General features: G+C 70.8%; 21 protein-coding genes and 1 pseudogene. 7 read left to right on the forward strand and 15 right to left on the reverse strand.

The genetic code is table 11. The features are described 5' to 3' along the window. Positions 1-25: 25 nt before the first annotated feature. Positions 26-2,530, reverse strand: coding sequence for a PEP/pyruvate-binding domain-containing protein (locus AC068A_RS00350; RefSeq protein ID WP_478578560.1), 2,505 nt, complete (start codon positions 2,528-2,530; stop codon positions 26-28). A gap of 77 nt (positions 2,531-2,607) precedes the next feature. Between AC068A_RS00350 and AC068A_RS00355 the strand changes: the two genes are divergently transcribed. Continuing rightward, positions 2,608-3,225, forward strand: coding sequence for a CBS domain-containing protein (locus tag AC068A_RS00355; protein WP_478578563.1), 618 nt, complete (start codon positions 2,608-2,610; stop codon positions 3,223-3,225). A gap of 128 nt (positions 3,226-3,353) precedes the next feature. Here AC068A_RS00355 and AC068A_RS00360 read toward each other — a convergent pair whose 3' ends face one another. The 4 genes and pseudogenes from AC068A_RS00360 to AC068A_RS00375 form a co-directional block, all read right to left on the reverse strand. Beyond that, on the reverse strand, positions 3,354-3,791 hold the full coding sequence (locus AC068A_RS00360; protein WP_478578566.1) for a hypothetical protein: 438 nt from the start codon (positions 3,789-3,791) through the stop codon (positions 3,354-3,356). 35 nt (positions 3,792-3,826) lie between these two features. Beyond that, positions 3,827-4,225, reverse strand: coding sequence for a roadblock/LC7 domain-containing protein (locus tag AC068A_RS00365; protein WP_478578569.1), 399 nt, complete (start codon positions 4,223-4,225; stop codon positions 3,827-3,829). Between the two features lie 44 nt (positions 4,226-4,269). Further along, positions 4,270-5,172: a hypothetical protein gene (locus AC068A_RS00370; protein WP_478578570.1), complete on the reverse strand. Its 903-nt coding sequence runs from the start codon at positions 5,170-5,172 to the stop codon at positions 4,270-4,272. A gap of 403 nt (positions 5,173-5,575) precedes the next feature. Further along, positions 5,576-5,656 (reverse strand): annotated as a pseudogene (locus AC068A_RS00375) (alanine:cation symporter family protein); the annotation flags it as partial. Between the two features lie 23 nt (positions 5,657-5,679). Between AC068A_RS00375 and AC068A_RS00380 the strand changes: the two are divergent. Then, on the forward strand, positions 5,680-6,552 hold the full coding sequence (locus AC068A_RS00380) for a potassium channel family protein (RefSeq protein WP_478578572.1): 873 nt from the start codon (positions 5,680-5,682) through the stop codon (positions 6,550-6,552). A gap of 46 nt (positions 6,553-6,598) precedes the next feature. Here AC068A_RS00380 and AC068A_RS00385 read toward each other — a convergent pair whose 3' ends face one another. Then, the gene (locus AC068A_RS00385) at positions 6,599-6,985 is read right to left on the reverse strand and encodes a winged helix-turn-helix transcriptional regulator (protein WP_478578575.1); all 387 of its coding nucleotides are present in this window, start codon (positions 6,983-6,985) and stop codon (positions 6,599-6,601) included. Between the two features lie 99 nt (positions 6,986-7,084). Between AC068A_RS00385 and AC068A_RS00390 the strand changes: the two genes are divergently transcribed. Then, a complete protein-coding gene (locus tag AC068A_RS00390) occupies positions 7,085-7,492 on the forward strand; it encodes a RidA family protein (protein WP_478578578.1) in 408 nt (135 codons plus the stop codon). Positions 7,493-7,569: 77 nt separating this feature from the next. Here AC068A_RS00390 and AC068A_RS00395 read toward each other — a convergent pair whose 3' ends face one another. Both AC068A_RS00395 and AC068A_RS00400 read right to left on the reverse strand, forming a co-directional pair. Beyond that, positions 7,570-8,469, reverse strand: coding sequence for a S1 family peptidase (locus tag AC068A_RS00395; protein ID WP_478578579.1), 900 nt, complete (start codon positions 8,467-8,469; stop codon positions 7,570-7,572). A gap of 470 nt (positions 8,470-8,939) precedes the next feature. Next, entirely contained in the window at positions 8,940-10,628 is a 1,689-nt protein-coding gene (locus tag AC068A_RS00400) for an SWIM zinc finger family protein (RefSeq protein ID WP_478578582.1), read from the reverse strand. Positions 10,629-10,825: 197 nt separating this feature from the next. On the opposite strand from AC068A_RS00400, the gene AC068A_RS00405 reads away from it, so the two are divergent. After that, the gene (locus AC068A_RS00405) at positions 10,826-11,437 is read left to right on the forward strand and encodes a class I SAM-dependent methyltransferase (RefSeq protein ID WP_478578585.1); all 612 of its coding nucleotides are present in this window, start codon (positions 10,826-10,828) and stop codon (positions 11,435-11,437) included. Here the strand turns inward: AC068A_RS00405 and AC068A_RS00410 are convergent. The 5 genes from AC068A_RS00410 to AC068A_RS00430 all read right to left on the reverse strand — a co-directional run bounded on the left by AC068A_RS00410 (position 11,409) and on the right by AC068A_RS00430 (position 17,339). After that, positions 11,409-12,314 (reverse strand): DUF6454 family protein, encoded by a 906-nt coding sequence (locus tag AC068A_RS00410; protein ID WP_478578588.1) that lies wholly within the window; start codon positions 12,312-12,314, stop codon positions 11,409-11,411. The two genes, AC068A_RS00405 and AC068A_RS00410, sit on opposite strands and share 29 nt — an antisense overlap. Before the next feature lie 136 nt (positions 12,315-12,450). Then, the gene (locus AC068A_RS00415; protein ID WP_478578591.1) at positions 12,451-13,206 is read right to left on the reverse strand and encodes a hypothetical protein; all 756 of its coding nucleotides are present in this window, start codon (positions 13,204-13,206) and stop codon (positions 12,451-12,453) included. Beyond that, positions 13,196-14,806, reverse strand: a complete 1,611-nt coding sequence (locus AC068A_RS00420) for a substrate-binding domain-containing protein (protein ID WP_478578594.1) — start codon at positions 14,804-14,806, stop codon at positions 13,196-13,198. The genes AC068A_RS00415 and AC068A_RS00420 overlap by 11 nt, the downstream gene beginning before the upstream one ends. After that, complete coding sequence (locus AC068A_RS00425) at positions 14,803-16,047, reverse strand: hypothetical protein (RefSeq protein WP_478578595.1); 1,245 nt, start codon at positions 16,045-16,047, stop codon at positions 14,803-14,805. Before AC068A_RS00425 ends, AC068A_RS00420 begins: the two co-directional genes overlap by 4 nt. Before the next feature lie 557 nt (positions 16,048-16,604). Further along, entirely contained in the window at positions 16,605-17,339 is a 735-nt protein-coding gene (locus AC068A_RS00430; RefSeq protein ID WP_478578598.1) for a DUF899 domain-containing protein, read from the reverse strand. Positions 17,340-17,849: 510 nt separating this feature from the next. Between AC068A_RS00430 and AC068A_RS00435 the strand changes: the two genes are divergently transcribed. The 3 genes from AC068A_RS00435 to AC068A_RS00445 all read left to right on the forward strand — a co-directional run bounded on the left by AC068A_RS00435 (position 17,850) and on the right by AC068A_RS00445 (position 20,677). After that, entirely contained in the window at positions 17,850-18,698 is an 849-nt protein-coding gene (locus AC068A_RS00435) for a GNAT family N-acetyltransferase (RefSeq protein ID WP_478578600.1), read from the forward strand. A gap of 257 nt (positions 18,699-18,955) precedes the next feature. Further along, positions 18,956-19,519 (forward strand): DM13 domain-containing protein, encoded by a 564-nt coding sequence (locus AC068A_RS00440; protein WP_478578603.1) that lies wholly within the window; start codon positions 18,956-18,958, stop codon positions 19,517-19,519. 84 nt (positions 19,520-19,603) lie between these two features. Then, positions 19,604-20,677, forward strand: coding sequence for an NAD-dependent epimerase/dehydratase family protein (locus AC068A_RS00445; RefSeq protein WP_478578606.1), 1,074 nt, complete (start codon positions 19,604-19,606; stop codon positions 20,675-20,677). A 7-nt stretch (positions 20,678-20,684) separates the two neighbouring features. Here the strand turns inward: AC068A_RS00445 and AC068A_RS00450 are convergent, their stop codons facing one another. Then, complete coding sequence (locus tag AC068A_RS00450; protein ID WP_478578609.1) at positions 20,685-21,791, reverse strand: sensor histidine kinase; 1,107 nt, start codon at positions 21,789-21,791, stop codon at positions 20,685-20,687. Then, positions 21,788-22,549: a response regulator transcription factor gene (locus AC068A_RS00455; protein WP_478578612.1), complete on the reverse strand. Its 762-nt coding sequence runs from the start codon at positions 22,547-22,549 to the stop codon at positions 21,788-21,790. The genes AC068A_RS00450 and AC068A_RS00455 overlap by 4 nt, the downstream gene beginning before the upstream one ends. Positions 22,550-22,570 lie beyond the last annotated feature (21 nt).

A 22,570-nucleotide genomic window follows, 5' to 3' on the forward strand; every position in this document is an offset into this window, starting at 1 on the left:
CGCCCGCGCTGGGGGCTGGGATTCCTCAGCGACCGGTCGGGAGGACCAGCCCGTGGTCGCCGTCGACGAGGACCTTCTGGCCGTCGCTCAGCCGCGTGGTCGCGTCGACGGTGGCCATGACCGCCGGGATGCCGTATTCGCGGGCGACGATCGCGGCGTGGGAGGCCATGCCGCCAGTGTCGGTGACGACGGCGGCCGCCCGGCGGAAGAGGGGTGTCCAGGCGGGACTCGTATAGGCGGCGACCAGGACGTCGCCGTTGCGGAGAGCGGCGAATCCGTCCGGACCGCGGACCACACGGACCGGACCCTCCGCGGTGCCGGCACTGCCCGGGACTCCGCGCAGCAGAACGTCCGCAGGTGTCCGGCCGGGTGGCAGCGCGGGCGGCGGCGGGACGAGCGGGGTCCGGGCGAGGGCGGCGCGCCGCGCCTTGCGACGGGATGCCCGCTCGCGAAGCCCGGCGGCGAGTTCGGGCGCGGGCGGCCAGGTACCGATGCGGTCGAGTTCGTCGAGGCGCAGATGGTAGACGTCCTCCGCCGTGTCGAGCACCCCGGCGGCGACGAGTCGATGTCCCATCTCCAGCAGGGCCTGTCGCATCACAGGCAGCGGCAGCATCGCCAGGAAACGCGTGTCGTCGCGGATCTGCTGGAACCAGCGTGCCTGCCGGAGCAGTACACGGACCGCCGACCGGATCGGTCCCGGTCCCAGGCGGAGCACCGGGTGGTGGAAGAGGGCCTGTTCCGCCTGCTCGCCGGGGCGCGGCCCGGGCGGCGGCGGGTCCTGGGAGGCGAGGCTCCTGAGCATGCCGAGGACGATGTCCGGCCTGTCGCGCCACGTCCCCTGCGTGAGCAGCAGCGGTGTCACGGTGTCCCGGTGTCCGTACCGGTCGAGGAACGCGTCGAAGCCGGCCACGAAGGCGGGAGCCGCCTCCTGCAGGCCGGTGTGCAGCGCCTCGTACAGCTCGTCGGCGGTACGCCGGGCGAAGGCCTCCGAGAGCCCCGTGTCGGCCCGGATCGCGGTTGCCAGGTCCTCCAGCGCGCGGTTCGCGTCGGCGGTCAGGGTGTCCACACCGGCCAGGAGGGCGCCGAGGAGCCGGCGCCGCCGGAGCAGGGACAGCGAGGCGTACAGCACCGCCAGTGCCAGCAGGGTTCGCGGGAAGTAGCGCAGCCGCAGTTCCAGCAGCGGTGCGGCGATCCGGGGGCCCTCCTTCAGCGAGGCCGTGAGTTCAGGCCAGGAACAGCCGCCGATGTCCTGTGCCCGGTGCTCGTCCGCGCGCCGCCGCATGGTCATGATGAGCGGATCGGACCTCCACCGGGCCGGGTCCCGGCGTCTGGCCGCGCGTACGAGGCGGACGGGCGCCGTGAGCAGCCGCGACGTGGGGCGGGGCAGCGGCATTTTCACGCGGACCACCACGCCGTCGTCCTCGATGAACATCCGGGAAGCCGGCGGACAGGCGACGCCGGTCGCTTTGACGGCCTTGTCCAGCAGTGCGATCAGCGGCACCAGCCACGCCGTCATGTCGATCGGGTAGGGGCGGACCGGCAGGACTTCGCGGAGCATCGCGTTCACCATCCGCTGGAAGCGGCCCGGCAGGCCCGGCAGGCCCGGAAGGCCCGTCCGCTCGGGCAGAGCGGTGATCGGGCGCGTCTGGAGGACGTACAGCTGCCCGTCGGCCCAGGCCCATTCGATGTCCTGCGGCCGGCCGAAATGCCGTTCGACGTCCCTGGCGACGCGGACGAGTTGCCGTACCGCCGAAGCAGGCAGCGCCGCAGCGGCGGCCCGGGGCCCGGTGACCTGCTCGGTGCCGCCGCCGGGGCGGGGCCGCACAAGGACTTCGTGATGTCCGGTGGTGCGGTGGACCACCTTCGAGCGCCGTGTGTCGACCACGATGTGTTCGGGGGAGACCAGCCCGGAGACCACGGCCTCGCCGAGCCCCGGGCTCCCGTCGATGACCAGTACATGCCGATTGCCCGTGACGGGGTCGCTGGTGAACGCCACTCCCGCGAACTCGGCGTCCACCATGCGCTGCACGACGACCGCCATCCTCACCCGGCCGTGGTCGATGCCGTGACCGGCGCGGTAGTCGACCGCCCGGTCGGTCCACAGGGAACCCCAGCAGCGGACGACCGCGTCGAGAACGTCCTGCTCCCCGATGACGTTGAGGAACGTCTCCTGCTGGCCTGCGAACGCCGCCTCCGGCAGATCCTCCGCGGTGGCGCTCGAACGCACCGCCACCGCGCCGCCGAGACTCCGGTACGCGGCACGCACCGCGCCGGCCACATCGTCCGGTAGCCCGGTCCTCTCGACCGCCTCGCGGACCGCCGCCGGAGCGACCGTTCCCAGCGGGCCGAGATCGGGCGGCCGGTACGCCGCCGTGGTGACGACGAACCCCGGGGGCACCGGAAAGCCGGCGCGGATGAGCTCTCCGAGGTTCGCGCCCTTCCCGCCCGCGACGTCCAGCGCCGTCCGCCCCGGTCGCCCCAGCGGGACGACCAGGTCCGCTGCACCCGCGTCTCTCGCCGCACCGTCCATGCGCGCTCCCTCCTCTCCGGCGGGGGCTCGTCCGTGCACCGTGTGCCGGGCTCGACCTGCTGCCGCACCAGTCCGCCATGTGTGAGCAGTACGGCCGCCAGAACAGGATCCTGCAGGTCGATCCAGAGCACGCCGTCCGACACGATGTGTTCCAGCAGCGCGACGCCGACCACGGAACCGGGCCGCATGCCGGCGACAGCCGGATCGGCATGCCCGACGCGCGGGCCCGTGGACCCGAAGCCAGACTGGACAGGGGACAAGCCGAGGAGGCAGCCATGAAAACCGCACGGGAGATCATGCATGCCGGCGCCGCCTGCGTGCAGGAGACCGAAACGCTCATGGATGCAGCACGCCGCATGAGCGAGCTGGATGTCGGAGCGCTCCCCATCTGCGGCCCGGACGACCGCCTGCACGGAATCATCACCGACCGTGACATCGTGATCAAGTGCCTGGCCAAGGGAAAGGACCCGAGCCACATGACGGCCGGGCAGCTCGCGCAGGGCAAACCCGTGACGGTTGACGCCGAAGCGGGAGCGGACCAGGTCCTGGCCACGATGCAGGACCACCGCATCCGGCGGGTGCCCGTCATCGCCGACCACCGCCTCGTCGGCATGATCAGCGAAGCCGATCTCGCCCGGAACCTCTCCGACGGACAGGTGGGCCGCTTCGTCGAGGCGATCTGCACCTCCGGGTGAACCGCCGTCCGGTCGATCGGGGCACAAAGGGGCAGACAGAACCGACAGCACAACCGAAACGGCCCGCCGAAGAAACCGGCGGACCGTCACGGAAGATCGAGGTTGGCCACCGCCGAGACTCTGACCGGTTACAGCTGTCCGTGGTCTTTCAGGACGCGGCGGGCTTGGGCGAAGAGCATGCCCACGTTCACGGTCTTGCGGCACACGACCACGGCGACCACCTCGTCGGCGCTGTCGATCCGCAGGAAGAGGTGCGCCAGGTTATCGCTGTTGACCAGGATCTCCTGGAAGTAGTGGCGGTCGCTGATGATCCCGCGGCGCTCCTTGAAGATCCCTTCGATCATCACGACGTTGCGGCCCTGGAACAGGTCGAGGGTTGCCGCCGCGAGCATGTCGAGGACTTCCGCCGGGTGTGAGTCGACGGTCTCCACCGACAGCAGCATGCCCGTGGACATGTCGATGATGCCTGCGGCCACGCAGTCCGGCACTTCCGAACGCAGGCTCTTGACCAGGCTCGAAACCCGCTCGGACAGGCTCTGGGCCCCTCGGGTTTCCGTTCCGCTCATCGTGCTCCTTGGTTGTGTGTGGTTCCGGAACTTGGTCAGTTGCCCGGAGTCGGGGATTCGGCGGAGGTGAGCAGCGCGGTGAGGCGCTGCACGGAGGCCTGCGTTTCGGCGTGCAGGCGTCCGACGTCCAGGCCCGCGTCGCCGAGGACACCGATGAGCGCCATCTCGCCGACCGCTTGCGCGACGAGGTATCCGTCGGTGAACCGCGAGACGGTGTGGTGGAGTAGGCCTTTGCTGGTCATGGTTCCGGTGCGGCGGGCGATGTTGAGGGTTGCCGCAGTGAGTGCGGCCAGGCTCTCCGGATCCGCGACGTCGTCGGTCTCGGCTGTGATCAGCAGACCGTCGACGGAGGCCACCACGACGTCGGTGACGCCGACGACCTTCTCCCGAAGCGCCCGCATCTCGGTGACGAGCTGCGTGTTCCTGGTTGTCACGACTCTCCTGTTGTGTTCGTTCCATGTACGGCCGGCACGGGCATTCACAGGTGTCCGCCGGGGGCCAGGTACTTCGCGACGAGTGCGGGCGGGGGCTGCCAGTGGCCACCCACGGGCCGCAGCGGAAGGACTGCGTTGATGCCGCTCGCTCCCGGGAGGCGGTGCGGCAGTTCCGCCTGAGGGGGGCGGCTGCCGGTGGGGGACGGGCCGCCACTGCTCTGGGGCTGGGCGCTCACCATCGTTTCCATCAGGCCTTCGCCCATCAGCCGTGAGACTGCGACGGTGACGGCGTACAGGCTGCGGCCGAGCAGGAAGGCGATGTCCCGGACGCTGCGGCGGCCGTTGGCCCGCAGGAGGATCTCCCTGCGCTCGCCGGTGGCCGGGCCGCCCAGCTGTGCGGAGCCGGCGTCGGTCCGGGCGAGTCGGCTGCGGAAGGGGGAGAGGGAGGGCGCGAGGGAACCGAGGACCCGGATCCGACGCCCGGCTTCGTGCACCAGCCATTCCGGTTCGATGCCCTCCGGCGCAGCCAGCCGGCAGGAGTGCACATGCTGGTCGACGGTGAATCCGTCGATCCGTCCCATGCCCATGGCCAGGGCTCCGTCCAGTGCGGCCATCACGCATATCAAGTGCAGTTCCGCGCTGCCGACCAGTTCCCGGGCGACCAGTTCGCCCCCGATGCGGCCGGCCACGGCTCCCGACCGGGTGACCGATGTCCAGTCCGTCTCGCTGACCCGGCCCGAGCGCAGGAGCAGCGTCTCGACCCCCGGGGCGCCGGGTGAAGCCACTTCGATGAGGGCCCCGCACTGCAGGTGGAAGGCTCCTCCCGGATCACCTGCCACCAGCAGCGTTCCGGAGAGCCGGTCCCGCGATGCCTCGGTGAGTGCCCTGGCCAGGTCGAGCGTCGCTCTTGATGGTTTCCGGCGTGCCGGTACATCAATCTCTGACATGCCCCTGCAATCAGTCGCATTCTCCGTGGACGCCCGTGACCGGCAATCGCATATGCCGGCCCGGTGGTCGAACTTTAGCCAGCGTCCGGGCTGATCATCTGATCAAAGGCCGCACATTGCCTGTTAATCGATGCCGAATGAAATGTGCATGCATCAATCGTGGTGCACTGACTTCGCATTTGCTCGCGTCGTTCGTTCGTGTGTGTCACCCCGGTGGACGGCGAAGCCCGCAACGAGGGCCGAAGAGGCCTGATGGCCTGATCTGACGAGGCCGGCCACGTGCTGAACACCCCCCGCGACACCCTCGCCTCCGCCGGCTGTGCCAAACGGCGGCGGGGCCGACGGGAGGCGGTGGTGGACTGCCGTCGGAGTCGGCCGATACGGTTTCCGAAATGCGGCGGGTCGTCGCCGTGCCCGGCAGACCGCACAGGATCAACCAGAACACGGCGCCGGGCCCACCGATGGACACCGCGACGGCCACACCGAGGCAACCAGGGAGGCACCCGGATGGGCTGGCCGGCGACCGCCGCAGGCGGGGTGTTGGTGCTGATCGTCCTCCGGGACGTGTTCCACACCCTGTGGCACCCGACCCGCCACGGGGGCCTGAGCCGCCTGGTCATGACCGGTGTGTGGCGCCTGTCGAAGACCTCCCCGCGCCGTCGGGCCACAGGGCTCGCGGGTCCCATCGGAATGGCGGCCGTCGTCGCCGCCTGGTCCTTCACCGCGGTCCTCGGCTGGGCCCTCGTCTACTGGCCGCACATGCCGGAAGCCTTCACCTACACGCCCGGTCTGCGGCCCGCCGAGCACGCGGAGTTCCTGGACGCGCTGTACGTGTCCCTGGTCCACATCTCCACACTCGGTCTGGGTGACATCGCCCCCGCCGAGGGCTGGTTGAGGATCGCCGCCCCGATGGAGTCCCTGTTCGGATTCGCGCTGCTGAGCGCAACGGTGGCCTGGACGCTGGGCATCTTTCCGGCTCTGGCCCGCCGCCGCGCCCTCGCGCTGCGGATCTCGCATCTGGTCCGCACCCATCCCGCGACGGACCAGGTCGACACCGACGCGGGCGCTGCGATCCTCGACAGCCTCGCCTCCGACATCTCCGTGGTCTCCGTCGACTTCCTCCAGTACGCCGAGTCGTACTACTTCCACGACGGCGACGACGCCATCTCGCTCGCCCGCCAGCTCCCGGGCGCCATGAACCTGGCGGACCAGGCCTCGGTGGCCCGCCATCCCGACGTCAGGTTGTCGGCCGCCGTGCTCCGTGCCGCTCTGGACGACCTGGCCGCGATCCTCGACCACCGCTTTCTGCACACCCAGGGGGCGGCACGCCAGGTGTTCGGATCCTTCGCCCGTGACCACGGCCACCCGGGAGCGCTGTGAGGCGTACTGATCGCTGTGAGGCGTACTGATCCCGAGTACGCCGCGGTCAGGCCGAGTCGAAGCGGTGGCGGGCCGTTTCGATGGCGCCCAGATGGCGGTGGGTCCAGTCGCACATGGCGTCGACGGTTGCGCGCAGGGCCCGGCCCGGCTCCGTGAGGGTGTACTCCACGCGTGGCGGCACGGTGGGGTGCACCGTGCGCTCGACCAGGCCGTTGCGCTCCAGCAGGCGCAGGTTCTGCGTGAGCATCTTGTGGCTGATGCCCTCGATCTCGCCCCGCAGCTCGGTGAAGCGCAGGGTGCGGTCGCCCACCGCTTCGATGATCAGCAGCGCCCACTTGTTGGCGATGTCCGTGAAGATCTCCCGCGCGAGGGAATCCGCCCGTGTCACATCGGCTTCGTCCTTGGCCGAGCCCTTGACCTGCTTGGTCACCATGAGGTTCCCCAGTCACCGAAAAGTGCGTTCTTCCACGTCAGCGGCCACTCTCCTACGGTTTCCCAGTAACCGCAAGAGAGCACGAGGAGGCAGACAGCCATGGCCGTCACCCTGCTGAACCCCGACGGACTACCCAAGACCGACGTCTACCGGCAAGTGGCGATCACGTCCGGTACGAGGATGGTCTTCATCGCCGGACAGGTCGCCTGGGGCGCCGACGGAGTCACGGTCGGCGAGGGCGACCTGGCCGCCCAGGTCGAGCAGTGCTACCTCAACATCGGCACCGCCCTGGCCGGGGCCGGAGGTTCCTTCGACGACGTCGCGAAGCTGACCGTCTACGTCGTCGACTGGGCCCCCGACAAGATGCCCCTGCTCATGGACGGGGTCTCCCGGGCGGCCGCGAAGCTCGGGGTCGCCCCGGTGCCGCCTGCCACGCTGATCGGCGTCGCGGCGCTGGACGTGCCCGAGCACCTGGTCGAGATCGAGGCCACCGCGGTCCTCGACTGATCAGTCCTGGCGGGAGGCCTCCGAGGCCACGACCAACCGCCAGGACCTCACCGCCGTCCTTCGTCGCGAACGGGGGCTCAGTACACGCTGACGCCATAGGCGTTGAGTGCCTCCACGACGGGCTGGAAGAACGTCGTGCCGCCGGAGGTGCAATTTCCGCTTCCGCCGGAGGTGAGGCCGAGGGCCGTGCTGCCGGAGTAGAGGGGACCGCCGGAGTCGCCGGGTTCGGCGCAGATGTTGGTGCGGATCATGCCGTAGACGATGTTGCCGTTGCCGTAGTTCACGGTGGCGTTGAGCCCGGTGACGGTGCCGCACCGGGTGCCGGTGGTGGAGCCGCGGCGACAGGCCGACTGGCCGACGGACGGGTTGGCGGCGGAGGTGATGTCCTGGCTGCCGACGGTTCCCGGCTTCGTGATCAGGAGGTTGGAGTAGCGGACGATGCCGTAGTCGTTCACCGGGAAGCTGGAGCCGGTCGTGGGGCCGAGCACCGTCGTGCGTGACGCATTGGCGTACCAGGTGCCCGCGCCCTTGGTGCAGTGTCCGGCGGTCAGGAAGTAGAAGGTGGTGCCGCTGCGGACGTTGAAGCCGAGCGAACAGCGCCAGGTGTTCGCGTAGATGGCGTCGCCGCCGGAGATGAGCGTCGTGAGCTTTCCGGGGATGGACTCGACCTTCAAGGCCTCGGCGTCGGTCCCCGCGGCGTTCCGGATCCGCAAGAGCTCCGCGGCCGGGACGGTGCTGTCCACGACGAGGACGAGCCGGTTCGCCTCGTGGTCGATGTACCAAGCGGTTCCGGCCACGTCGACTGCCGCCATGGTTTCGCCCAAGCGGGTGAGCACGGCGTCGTCGTACCGGGTGGGGGAGGGGTGGGCATTCGCCTGGGGGACGGCGAGTCCGACGGCGGCCAGGAGTGCGGACGCCATGGCGAGAAGCCGGGCACGTCTCGCGAGACCGCTGCCGATCGTGCGCTTGATCCTCACTTCTTTTCCTTCCGAGGGGAATTCATGGCCCGTCATGACGTGGCGGAGCCGATGAGGCGTGGCCGAGGAGCAGGATCCGTGCAAGTCGGCGGCCTGGTGCCGGCCGGCACCGGGGCATCCCGGCGGCCTGCCCGCAAGACGCGTGAGGCGTCGTCCGGCCGGGTCGTGCGGAATGCGGAGACGGGGCACTCACATTAGCGGCCGGTGTGCCGGTCACCCCGTCATGACGCTCCGTTCGCCTGCCGCTGTGCAGGTGGCCGACGTGTTGCCGGGCGGTGGGAACGGGCTGATGAAACGATCGGTGAGGGAACGGACCCGGTATCTGCTCCAGGCGTTCGAAGACGTCCCACAGGCGCTGCGCCTGATCGGGCGCGCTCACGCGTCCGTGACACTGCACCAGGTGTCACCGCTCCCCGGCGGTCCGTCCGGCCCCCGGCCAGCCGCAAGGGCCTGAACGCTCCGGTCGCCGCTCAGAGTCCGTGGCGGTCGAGGATCGCCATGAGCTTCCGCTTGCGCTTCTGGTCGGTACGCAGGGCGGCGAGGTAGGTGGCGAACTCGGCCTCGGTGCCCAGCGTGCGGTGGCAGGCGCGGGCGCTGAGCAGCAGCTCCGCCACGCGTTCGTACGTGCCGTCACCGGTCTGCGTGCGCAGGGGCTCGATTTCCTGCAGGTAGACGGTCAGTGCGTCGGCGGGCCGCCGGTCGCGGACCCGGTCGGCGAGGGCCAGCCATTGCCGCTGGTCCGCGTATCCGTCGGCGGCCGCCTGCCAGGCGACGTCCAGGTCGCCGTCGTCCATGAGGGCGTCCATCAGTGCCGAGCCGCCGTACCGGCGGTTCTTCTGTGGCTGGGCGGCGGCCTTCAGTGTCTCCAGGGCGCCTGCGCGTTCGGCGCCCTCCCAGGCACCGGCCGCGCGGGCCGCCGTACGCAGATGCTGGTAGGCGGCCAGCGAGAGGCGGGTCCGCAGCAGGTCCCGGCGGATCGTGACCACGTCGGCGAGGCGGCCGGCCCGCGCGTACCGGTCGCAGACGAAGGTGACCAGCCCGTCGTCCGGACCCCAGTCGGTCACGGCCTCCCGCAAGCCGCGTTCCGCCCACTCCAACGCATCGACCGCGCGGCCCGCGGCCTCCAGCTCCTTGGCGATCACCAGGTGCGTACGACCGTTCGGGGCGAGGTCCGCGGCGTGGACCGCGACCAGCGCGTCCACGCTGCCGCCGGCAGCTCTCAGCAGCTGCTCCATGAGGTGCTTCTCCGCCCACCCCTTGGGCTTGGCCCGCCAGGCGGCCACCACGATCTCCCGGGCTCGGGCCAGGCCCGGCTCGCCCAGCACGTCCCGGTAGTCGAAGAGGTCGATGCCGGTGGCGTCGTTCAGGTCGTCCAGGAGGTGGCGCACCAACCACTCGGCGGTCTCCGCCGGGTCCGGCCGGGCCGTGCGGCATGCCTCCAGATGGGACTCGGCCAGTTGGGTCGCCACTTCGCCGATCAACCCGTCCGAGTCGTCGATCTCCCCGTATGTACGGCCGAGCACCCGCAGCGCCTCCCGGGCCACCTCCACCGCGTCCGCCGACCGGCCGCTTGCCGTCAGCGCCCGCAGGGCGGTGACCGCCTCGGCCGCCTGCTGGCCGTAGGCGTGGGCGTCGGAGTACTCGACGTAGCCGTACCGGGCGAAGGGGCGGGTGTCCAGGAGGCTCAGAACGCGTTCGCGGACGATGCCGATGTCCTCTCCGGCGGTGGCCGCGCGCAGCTCCAGGCGGCGGCGCAGGTCACGGTCGTCGGCGAGCTGTTCCCGCACCAGGGAGACCAGTTCCTCACGTGTACGGGACTCCAGCCAGCCGTCCAGCAGCCGGGTGCGGGAGGCGGCCGCGGACCGCTGCCGCGGCACGGATTCGGCATGCCCCAGGACGGTCAGGCCCACCGCCACGCAGTGCTTGCAGAAGTTGCCCTCCTGGCCGTAGGGACAGTCGCACCAGCCGGTGAGACCACCGTCCTCGTCTTCGACCAGCTCGACTTCGTAGGCGTCGCTGCCGTCCACGGTTGCGGTGATCGCGTCTTCCCCGATCTCCAGCCGGGAGACGGCGGACAGGTAGCCGAGTCCCCGGTCGTAGGAGCGCGTGCCTGCCAACCGGCGCAGGTCCTTCTCGGTGAAACCCAAACCATGTGTCACGGCATTCATTCAACCGGATGGGAACCACCCGCCACTGCGGCTTGCGGAGGGTTGCTCCTACGTCGGCCACCGAACACTGTGGTGCGGCGTGACTCGCTGGTCTCGACGCCCCGCGGTCAGGCGCTCTTTCCGGCCCTTTCCCGATGGGCAGGATCCCCGCCGTTTGCCTGTTGTTCGGGCGGGGGTAGCTGTCGGGCATGCGTGACTTGGTGCGGGAGCAGTACTACCGGGATCGTGCCCCGGTCTACGACGAGACCAGCTATCGCGGCGATCCCGTGGTGAACGCCGGCCTGGACCGGGAAACCGCCGACATCGGGAAACTGCTCACCGCGCTGCCCGAGGGGCGGGTGCTCGACGTCGGTTGCGGAACCGGAATATGGACTCAATTCCTCCGCGGCCCGGTCGTCGCCCTGGACCAGAGCGGAGAGATGCTGGAACTGACGCACGCCCGGGTACCTCGGGCGCAGCGTGTGCGGGCGCTGTTCCCGCCCCTGCCGTTCGCCGCCGGATCCTTCGACCGCATGGTCACCGCCAACTTCTACGGGCTGCTCCGGCCTGAGGAGCGCGCCGCATTCCTCGCGGAGGCACGTCGTACGGCGCGCGAGCTGATCGTGATCGACCTGCGCGCCGACGGCGACCTGCACGAGGAGAGGACAGAGCTGCGCTCCGTCGCCGGAACCACATATCCCATCTACCGGCGCCGATTCACCCCGCAGAGCCTGCGCTCGGAGCTGAACGGCGAGCTGATGTACGAGGGGCTCTACTTCCTCGCCGTTCGGGTCAAGAAACCAGGGCCGTCTCCAAGGTGATCAGGTGTGACTCGCCAGCCCTCTCCCCGTCGTCGGGGACGGCGAACATCCGGAGGACGAGCCCGTCCGTCTCCAGGTGCACCGCGTTGTACGTGACCACGCGGCCGGCCGGGGACAGCGTGGTCACCGGAGCCTCGTGCTCGATGCGGCCGGACTCGATGTCGACGACGGCGATGCCGCCGAGGCTGAAGACGCCCGCCCCGGCCAGGGGGTACTCTGCGATGCCCGTGCACACCATGTGGCCGCCGCCCGCGGTCACACAGGTCTGGTAGTCGACGAAGTGGCTCTTGTTGTCGACCCGGTGGGTGAGCCGGCCGTCGACGGTGAAGGTGAGCAGCCGGCGGGAACCCCAGGTGACGGCGTGCAGCAGGCCGCTGTGGCGGTCCCGCACGATCCCGCCGATGTGGTCGTCGAAGCGGAAGGCCTCCCGCACGTCCAGGGTGTCGGGGTCCACCCGGTAGACGATGGAATGGGAGTCGGGCCGGTACTCCGCCGTCGGTACCCACAGGGATTCGCCGTCGAAGTCGATACCACCCGGGTGGTAGATCGTGCCCTCGCCCACGCTCACCCGGCCCAGCGCCGTGCCCTGGGCGTCCGTGACGAACACATGACCCTGGCCCCGGCCGGGGGTCCGGTCGTAGCCGTCCACCGGACGCTCGTGGAAACGGGTTGCCTCGGTGATCTCCGCCGTCGACACGTACAGGCGGTGGTCATGGCCACGCGTGACGCCTTGCGGATGGTGGGCGGGGAAGTCCAGCGCTACCCGCCCCACCACTGTCCAGGGGGTGCTCCGCGTCAGCTGCCGCACCGCCATGACCACGGCTTCGTTCGAGTCGTCGCACACGCCCGCGGCCACCGCGGAATCAGAAAAGCTCATGACCGGTGAACGAGATCCCCCCGAGCCCGTAACGGGAACGCTGCCCGCAGCACCGACACGGCATCCGGTCCCACGAGGATCCGGGCCCTCGTCGAGCGGGCCGTCGCCACCCGCACGTCCCGGCGGCTGCGTCTTCTCAGCGGAAGATGGCCATCGCCTGGACCTCCAGAAACCCTTCGTCCGGGTTCCATTCCTGGACCTTGCCCAGGCAGCGGGCCGAGAAGGCGCCCTGGGGGACCTGGTTGCGCAGGCCCTCCGTGGCGCAGGTAACGCGGACGCGAGGGCCCCGCGAGGGGTCGGCCGGGTCTCCGTACGGGGCGAGGAAGACGGTCGAGTCGGCTCCCGCCGGGCCGTCGCCCGTCGTGCGGAACCGGCCCCGGATCAGGACGAAGCCCTCGATGTCGCGCAGCCGGACGGCGCCCTGCGCGTCGGCGGCCGTCCGCAGAGCGGTGCTGCGGGTGACGGATTGGCTCGGGAGGTCGACGTGGACGATGACGCGCTTCTCCTCCAGGACCTTCATGATCAGGCCGATCACCGAGATCGGTTCCGCGACCTCCATGTAGCGGCTGACGATCTCGGTGTTCTCCCTGCGGCCGCCGTCCGCGCCGACACCGAAGACCTTCGCACGGACGGTGCCGTCCTTGCTGTCACTGGTGCGCTGTTCGACCTCCTTGCGCAGGGCGGCCGTGTAGCCGCGCATCTGGTAGTGGTCCATGACCGTTCGGTCGTGCAGGTAGAAGCAGATGCCGTCCGTGATGTCCTGGGCGGCGGCCCGCCGGGCGCGGACCAGCCGCAGCAACGCCACCGCCAGGAGCGCCGCGAGGCCCGCCCCGGTGGCCACCCACAGCAGCATCCAGGGCCACCAGACGGCCCACCATGCTTCACTCGTCACACCCACGGATCTCCTTGAAGGCATTGAGAAGGGACTGCCCGGTGGCATCGGCCATGTGCCCGCCGGTGGCCCTGGCAGCCCGGTCGAGCTCCCGCGCGTCGGCCTCGCCGTACCGGACGGTGTACGTGCGGACCGCGCGGGCGGCCGGCGGCAGGGCGGCGTACCGGGCGAGGAACGCATCGAGGCTCATCCCGGCGTTGTTCTCCCCGTCGGTCATGAGCACGATGGAGACGCGCTGCCGGGAGTCCTTCGCCACGGCGTCGGCCGCCGTCCGGTAGGCGTGGTCGAGGGCCGACCACACGGCGGTGCCCGCGTCGAAGCCGTCCTCGGCGACCATGCCGCGCAGCCGGTCCAGGTCGGGCGCTCCCGTGTACGTCACGCTCCGCTCGTCCAGTACGCGGCCGCCGAAGCGCAGCACCGTGAGGGTCTCGCCCTGGTGGAACCGGGTGAACTTGCCGGAGCTGGAGTCGTCCGCGCCGCTGAGCCCGTCGATCGTCGCGCGGAGGTTCGCGATCCGCTCGCCGCGCATGGACGTGGAGAAGTCGAGCAGGAAGATCACCCGTGCCGGGCGGCCGCTCCGCGCGCTGCCGTAGTGGGCCAGCAGCCGGTCGACGACCGCCTGGCTGTCCGGGAAGTACAGCGCGTTGCCGAGCGGGGCGCGCAGGCTGGGTATGCGGGTGAGGCCGGGGTCGACAGGCCGGCGCAGCGTACGCTCCATGATCTTCTGCTGCACCGGTTCGCTCCGGAGCCAGGACGTCAGCCGGTCGTACGCGTCCCGCTTGGCCGGGTCGAGCAGCATCAGCGGGTAGTCGGACAGCACGATGCCGTCCTTCGGGTAGACGATCTCCAGGGGGGTGCGCAGGGTGCCCGCGCGGTTGAGGGAGAGCAGTTCGGATTCGTACGTGATCAGTGCGTCGAGGCCCTCCTCGCCCCGTGCGTACGCGTCGGTGAGGCGGCCGGAGGAGTCCTCGGCCAGCGCGTGCCCGGAGAAGAAGCCGCGCAGCCGGTCGCAGGACACCTCCTCGGGGCGCAGCGCGCTGCCGGTGCCCGCGGCGGCGGTCGCGACGCCCACCAGCGCGGCGAGTCCGCTGTTCGACCTGCGGGGGTCGGCCATGGCGTACTTCAGCGTGCCGGCCGCCGCGGCGTCGGCCAGGTCCGCCCAGGACAGGTGCCCGTCGGGGGCCGCTCGCCGCAGCCGCTGCGCCACCTCGGGCTTCATGCCCACGACGACGGGGGAGCGCATGGTGCTCGTCGACAGCGGGCTGTCCGTCTGCCGTCCGCTCTCCTTCAGCAGGAGCTGGAAGGGGCGGGAGGAGGAGAGCCAGGCCAGGTCGTGCCGGTAGCGGCCGGAGGCCAGGGAGGCGGCAGCCTCCACGGTGCCCTGGTACTCCATCGTCAGCCTGATGCCGGTGTCGCGGCGCAAGTCGTCGAACAGAGGTTCCATGTCGGCGAGTTCGGAACTGGCGAGGACCCGCAGGGTCACCGGCTCGCCCCTGCCCGGGGAGCAGGCGGTGAGCATGGCCAGCACCCACAGGCAGGCCAGCGTGAGCGCGGCCAGGGCCCTGCGGCGCCGCCGGCCGGAGGTGTCGCGCGCCGTCACGGCGCCCCGTCCGGGAACTGGGCGGGCGGGCAGTCGCCGACGATGGAGATCATCTGTTCCAGATGGCGGATCCGGGGCATGGGCGAGCGGGTGTTGTCACTCCGTAGGGCCGGCACCGGGATTCTCCGCTCGGTCAGGAACTGCGTCAGCTGGTCGCCGGCGACCTCGCCGGCCGGGTCCAGGATCCGGAAGCCCAGCTCCATCGCGCGCCGACGCAACTCCGGGTCGGAGACCATGAGTTCGGCGAGGCGCTCGCCCTTGTCGTTCAGGGCGATGAACTGGGGCTGGGTGACGAACTGGCTGGAGGGGTACAGCAGTACCCGCTCCGAGTCGAGCCGCTCGGATTCGGCGCGGTACCGGAGCTGATAGGTGAGGTACTGGTGCTCGTACGCCACGACCACCGGGGCGATCCCCTTGCCCTCCGGCGAGATGTATGTCCTGAACACGTCGGCGGCGGGCAGGCCCTGCTCCATGAGGTGCTTGACGGACTGTGCGCGGCTGCTCGCCTCCTGTGCGGTGGAAGGCACGTCGGGACCGTTGCCGCGCCGGGTGAAGGAGACCAGCGCCAGATAGGTGCCGGCCGAGTTGGAACCGCACACGTCGGGACTCTGGGCGACGATCCGGTTGGCGTTGGAGATCCCGTGCCGGTGGATGCCGAGGTCGTTCCAGCGCTTTCCCTGGTCGATTCTGTCGAGGAACTTCTGCATGTCCAGCGAGTAGTAGAGCGGCTGGTCGGCGCCCTCGGCGGGCAGCGGGGTGGCGATGCCGGCGTCGCGCAGGGTCTGGGCGTACTCCCGGTAGGTCGCGAGCACGATGGGGCTGACGAACGGGCGGTGGACCTTGGCGTACTGGCCGGCCGCCGCGCGCATTCCGGTGATCAGATCGCCGGCCGGCTGGCCGGAGGGGAAGACGAAGTCGAAGGCGGCGATGTCCCGCAGGGCGACCTCGCGCGAGCCCGAACTGGTGATGTGGACCTTGATGTGGTGCTTCAGCAGGATCCGCTGGACCTCCTCGTCCTCGAAGAAGTCCCTCTTGGAGGCCATCTTGCCTTCGAGGACGACGACGCTCTCGAAGGGCAGCAGCAGATTGCCCGACACGGCCAGCGTGGCGAGCCCCGTCAGAACGGTGGCCAGCGCGGGCAGGAAGAACAACAGCAGGCCCCGCCGCGACCACGAGCCGGACGACCGGCGCCGGACCGCCAGGCGGGGCTCCTCGATGATCGGTCTCTCTCCGACAACCACGCATGCCCCCCAGCCATCCGCGCGACCCCACCCTGAGGCGGCAGCCTGTACCACCCGGTTGACCATTCACGCACAGATCGGCTAATCCCGCGGTAACAACTACGAGGAATTCACGGCGCGTTGGCTCCCTGGGCGGAGTCTTCCAGCCATCCATGACCCGTGCGTGGGGGACCTCATCGTCCCGGACCGCCCGACAGGGCGAACGTTGACCGGTGCGGCCCTGGTTGCTGCCCTCCCAAACCAGAGGGACAAAGTTGCTGGTTTCCGCGCCCGAACGGGCCGTGACCCTCGCGGTCATCCTTCAGCTTCGCTGCCGCGTTTCTGGGGCTCCCCGGTGATGGCGTTCGCCTCGGGCGCGACGTCCGGATTCAGCGGTACGTCCGGACCCCTCAAGGGCCTTGCGGTCCGCGGACTGGCGCTGGATTCAACACCAGGATCGGTGAGCGCGGATATGCGGGCCTGTTCTGGACCGTCATGGCGGGTCACACCGGGCGCCTGCTGGCCAGTCTGTGAGACCGAGCCCTCCACATCGCGCCCGGCCCGCTCCGAACGACCTCTCAGGTCTTCCCGTACTCGTCGTGGCGGCGCAGCCAGAAGGCTTCCTCGCCGTCCTCGTGGCGGCCCATCGGCGTGCGGTCGAGAAGGCCGTAGTAGGCCATGGCGGGCTCGAGGCCGCGCGCGGTGGTGACGTACGTCCGGTAGACGGTGTCGTCCGATCGCGCGTAGGCGCTCAGCCCGGGCCCCTCGGTGACGTACCCGAGCACGTCGGTGCCGGACGCCTCCGCCATCTGAGTCACGGTCGGTGGAATCCCGCCCTCGAGGAACGGCCTCAGCTCCTCCTCGGTGTGCAGGAAGCCGAGGTCGCGGTGGAAGTCGCTGCCGACGGGGGAGACCCAGTCGAAGCTCCAGCCCATCCGCTTCCTGTAGGCGAGGAGCTTGTCGAGCGGCGCCCGCGAGGAGCAGATCAGCGTCACGTCGCGGGCCTTGAGGTGGGGCACGTTGGGGTCGAGGGTGTCCGCGATCGAGGAGCAGACCGTGCATCCGGCCTTGTACGGAGGGCCGAACATGAAGTGGTAGACGAGCAGCTGGGAGCGCCCGTCGAAGAGGTCCGCGAGTGACTTGGTGCCGTGCTCGGTCTCGAAGCTGTAGTCCTTTTCGACCGGCACCCAGGGAAGCTCCCGCCGCTTCCGCGCGAGCTCGTCGCTGCGCCGGGTGAGTTTCTTCTCCTCCACGAGCAGCTCTTCTCGGGCCGCTTCGAATTCCTCCTGTGTGCCGACCCTGTGCTCGGGCATTGCCTTTTCCCTCCTGTGTGGGAGCAGAACACCGCATCGCGGCGGGCGGTCGCCGCAGCTGCGGTCAGCAGTGCCTCCACCGGCGTACCCGTCCGGCCACACTTCCACAGTACGCGCGCGGCACCGGGCCTACGAGACGCAGCTGCGGGCCTCAGCCCTACAAGAGAATTCCCGGTGCCAATGGTCAGGTACACGACGTAAACGTTCTTCGTCTGCTGCACGCTGCGGCGACGACGACCACGCCGACGGCCGTGGGCGCCGTCGCCGACTGCTCATCGTCTGGTTCGTCCTGTCCACGGAGTGGAGAGGACGGGTATCCGTCAGACCACTTTCCCTGGATTGGCCGTGCTCTCCCGGCCCGTGAACGGACAGACTCGTCAAGCAGCTCATCGCCGAGGTGAGGTGCGTTTGGGGTGGGCGGAGCACAGGTCCCGGACCGGGGCCGCTCCTTCTGCCCGCTGTCCTGTCCGACGCCTCGTCACGTCGCCGACTACGTTCCTGGAGTGACCAGTGTCAGCTTTTGAGATCACCACCGCCAGCGCCGACGATCTCGCGCGCATGGCTGACTGGGCCGACGCCGAGGGCTGGAACCCCGGCCTCACCGATGGTTTGGCCTTTTTCGCCGCAGATCCGCACGGCTTCCTGGTCGGGCGACTCGACGGGGAGCCCGTCGCCTGCATCTCGGTCGTCCGTTACGGCGACACCTTTGGCTTCCTGGGCCTTTACATCACCTGCCCACCGCTGCGCGGCCAGGGTTACGGGATCCAGCTGTGGCGCGCCGGTCTGGCGCGGCTGGCCGGCCGCACCGTGGGCCTCGACGGGGTGGTCGCCCAACAAGACAACTACCGCACATCCGGTTTCCGAACAGCTTGGAACAACATCCGCTACGAAGGCACCCCCTCAGCGGACACCGCGCTGACGAGCGATGTCGTCCTCGTCGATGCCCGAAGCCTGCCCTTCGACCGACTCGCTGCCTACGACCGCCGCTTCTTCCCCGCGGGCCGCGACCATTTCCTGGCGTCCTGGATCTCCGCTCCGCACCGCAGCGCCCTGGCCGCGGTGCGCGACGGGGAAATACAGGGCTTCGCCGTCATACGTGCCGGCCGCGCAGCCTCACGCATCGGGCCCCTCTACGCCGCCTCACCCGATGTGGCGGCCGCCCTGGTGAACGCATTGTCGGACACCCTGCCGGGCAAGCCCGTCGCGATCGACGTACCTGACGTCAACGGACCGGCCGTGCGGCTCGCGGAGCAACTCGGCCTCACGCCCTCCTTCGAGACCGCGCGCATGTACACGGGCGCGCCCCCACACATCGACCACGCCGGATTGTTCGGCATCACCAGCCTCGAGCTCGGCTGACCCCGTCGGCAGCCGTAGCCCCGTGGTCGGCCACTTCGACCTCGCTCACGAAGCCCTCACTCTGCCAGGCGACGACGGACAGTCACGTCGGGCCGCGCAGGAGAGTGGGTTCCACGCCGCCCCGGCCTCGTCGCCGTGGTCCGGATGTACGCGGTTCCCGGCCGTAATACGGGCGTAATGGCCTGCGGGCGCGCCGTCCCGTTGAATGCAGTCGAAAAGACGCATGCCCCGCGGGGCACGGAGTAGGGAGTAGCGAGATGAAGCTGGGTCGTGGGCGGCGCGGACCGCTGGTGGGGGTCGTGGCCGTCCTGCTGGCGAGCGTCCTGGCGGTGGGCCTGTACCTGTTGGAGCCGTGGAAGCTGTGGCAGGACGAGACGGTGAGCGAGGCGCTCCCCGCACCCGCGCAGAGCTCGCCGAAGGGGGATGCCGCGACGCCCGTCCCCGGATCCCCGGCTCCGGCCGCCCAGCCGCAGACCCTTGCCCAAGGCTCCTTCATCAGCCACGAGCACAAGACCGAGGGGAAGGCGAAGCTCGTGCGCCTGGCCGACGGTTCCCACGTGCTCCGACTGGAGGGCCTGGACACGAGCAACGGGCCGGACCTGAGGGTGTGGCTCACGGACGCGCCGGTGAAGGAAGGCGTGGCGGGCTGGCGGGTGTTCGACGACGGCAAGCACGTCAGCCTCGGCAAGCTCAAGGGGAACAAGGGCGACCAGAACTACGGGATCCCGGCGGATGTGAACCTGGCCGACTACAGCAGTGTCGCCATCTGGTGCGACCGCTTCGACGTCTCCTTCGGAGCTGCCGAACTCGCCAAGGCGTAGGTGCCGGACCGGCGGGGATGACGGAAGCCTTACGGGGCGGTGTGGGATCCCCCGGCGGCACGCCCGGGTGCGTAGCGTGCGGGCATGCGCGTACTTGTGACGGGAGGCGCCGGGTTCATCGGCGCACATGTGGTCGATGACCTGCGGGTGCAGGGGCACGAACCGGTGGTGCTCGACGTGCTGCTGCCGGCCGCACATCCGGCGGAGCCGCTGCTCCCCGACGCGGAGTTCCTGCGCGGGGACCTCCGGGACGCCGACGCGGTCCGGCGGGCCCTGCGCGGGGTGGACGCGGTGTGCCACCAGGCGGCCATGGTCGGGCTGGGGAAGGACTTCTCCGACGCGGCGGACTACGTGGCCTGCAACGACCTGGGGACGGCCGTGCTGCTGGCCGGCATGGCGGAGGCCGGTTTGCGCAGGCTGGTCCAGGCGGGGTCGATGGTGGTGTACGGGGAGGGCCGCTACGAGTGCCCCGACCACGGTGTGGTGCGACCCGGACCGCGGGCCCTGGCGGACCTCGAGGCCGGCCGGTTCGAGCCCCGCTGCCCGCACTGCGGCGCCGACCTGGTGCCGGGGCTCGTGGCCGAGGAGGCCCCGGCCGACCCCCGCAACGTCTACGCGACCACCAAGCTGGCCCAGGAGCACCTGGCGGCCTCGTGGGCCCGCTGCACCGGCGGTTCGGCGGTCTCGCTCCGGTACCACAACGTGTACGGGCCGGGCATGCCGCGGGACACCCCGTACGCGGGCGTGGCCTCGTTCTTCCGGTCCGCCCTGGCCCGGGGCGAGGCGCCGCGGGTCTTCGAGGACGGGCGGCAGCGCAGGGACTTCGTCCACGTCCGGGACGTCGCGCGGGCCAACACGGCGGCGCTGACGTGTCTCGCGGCCACGGGCGACGGGCGCCACCTGGCGTACAACGTCGGCAGTGGTGAGCCCCGCACCGTCGGTGAGATGGCCACGGCACTGGCCGGGGCCCACGGCGGTCCCGATCCGGTGGTGACCGGGGAGTTCCGGCTCGGGGACGTCCGGCACATCACGGCCGACTCCTCGCGGGCCCGCCGGGAACTGGGCTGGCTGCCGGAGGTCGGCTTCGCCGAGGGCATGGCGGAGTTCGCGGGCGCCGAGCAGCGGGCCCCGGCGGGTGCCGACCGCGTCGCCGGTTAGGCCACGGTCAGGCCAGGGGCAGCGTCACCTCGAACCGGCAGCCGCCGGGGACGTTGCGGACCTCGGCGCGACCGGCGTGGGCCTCCACGATGCCGCGTACGATCGCCAGCCCGAGCCCGGCGCCGGACGGGGGCGTGCGCGCGGGGCTGCCGCGCCATCCGGTGTCGAACACCCGCTCCAGGTCCTCGTCGGGGATGCCGCCGCAGCCGTCGGTGACGGACAGCACGGCCGATTCCGCACGCTGGTCGACGGCCACGGCGACGGTGCCGTCGGCCGGGGTGTGGCGGATGGCGTTGACCAGGAGATTGGCCAGCACCCTGGTCATCTCTTTGCCGTCCACGTCCACCGGCACATGGACGATCTCCTCACCCATCAGCCTCACCCCGCGCTCGCGGGCGAGCGGATCGGCGCCCAGCAGCGCGTCGGCCGCCAGGTCCCGCAGGGAGAGCCGGCTGGGGGCCAGCTCCAGCGCGCCGGCATGGATGCGGGACAGCTCGAACAGATCGCCCACCATGACGTCGAGGCGTTCCACCTCCGTGCGGATCCGGCGGTGGTAGCGGGCGGCGTCGTCGGCGACGCCGTCCTCCAGGGCCTCGGCCATGGCCCGCAGTCCGGCGAGCGGAGTGCGCAGGTCGTGGGAGATCCAGGCGACCAGCTCGCGCCGGGAGCTTTCCAGGGCGCGTTCCCGCTCCCGGGAGGCGGCCAGCTTCGCGCTGGTGGCGGCGAGTTCCCGGGCCAGTTCCGAGAGTTCGGCGGTGGCAGGTGCGGGAGGGGCGGCGAAGCTGCCGCCCTCCCCGAAGTCCCGGGCGGCGAGTGCCAGGTCGCGGCTGCGGGCGACCACCCAGCGGCCCATCAGCAGGGCGGTGGCCAACGAGACGACGGCGGCCATCGCGACGACGAGGGTGACCACCGTCAGGTCGTGGGGCGAGAGGAACATGGCCCGGGCCACGGCCAGCGTTCCGGCGAGCATGGCGGCGACCGCCACCGCCGCGACCACGGTCAGGGAGACCGAGACCGACCGCCGCCGCAGCAGGCGCAGGGCCAGCGCCCCGGCCGCCCCGGCGCAGGCCGCGCCGCCGAGGGCGAAGAGGGCGATGAGCAGGACGTCGGTCACGACCGGCCCTCCTCCTGCCCGGCGGGGAGCGCGTCGGCCCCGTCCGGCGTCGCGTCCTCGAAGCGGTATCCGACACCCCACACGGTGTGGATCAGCCGGGGCGCGGCGGGGTCGTCCTCGACCTTGGTACGGAGCCGGCGGACGTGGACGGTGACGGTGGACAGGTCCCCGAAGTCCCAGCCCCACACGTCCCGCATGAGCTGCTCGCGGGTGTGGGCCCGGCCCGGGTGTGCCATGAAGTGGGCCAGGAGGTCGAATTCGCGCAGGGTGAGGGCCAGTTCAGCGCCGTTCCTGGACGCCTTGCGGGTGGTGGGGTCGACGGTGATCCCGGCCGCTCGCAGCGGAGTGCCCGCACCCCGGCCGGCGGGCTCCGCGCCGTGTCGGCTGCGGCGCAGTACGGACTCCACCCGCAGGACCAGTTCGCGCGGGCTGAACGGTTTGGTGACGTAGTCGTCCGCACCCAGTTCGAGGCCTGCGATCCGGTCGTCCTCCCCGCCCCGCGCGGTCAGCATGATCACGGGCACCGGGCGGTCGGCGCGCAGCCGGCGGCAGACCTCCAACCCGTCGAGGCCCGGCAGCATCAGGTCGAGGACGACCAGGTCGGGCATGTCGCGGGCGGCCAGGGCGAGGGCGGCGGGGCCGTCGGCGGCGTGGCCGACCGTGTGGCCGGCCCTGCGGAGGTATCCGGTGACGACTTCCGCGACGGTCGGGTCGTCGTCCACGACGAGGATCCGGGCGGGGGCTGCTGGCGTGCTCATGCGCACCAGTGTCGTACGGAG

Source organism: Streptomyces sp. NPDC043854, from assembly GCF_056436005.1.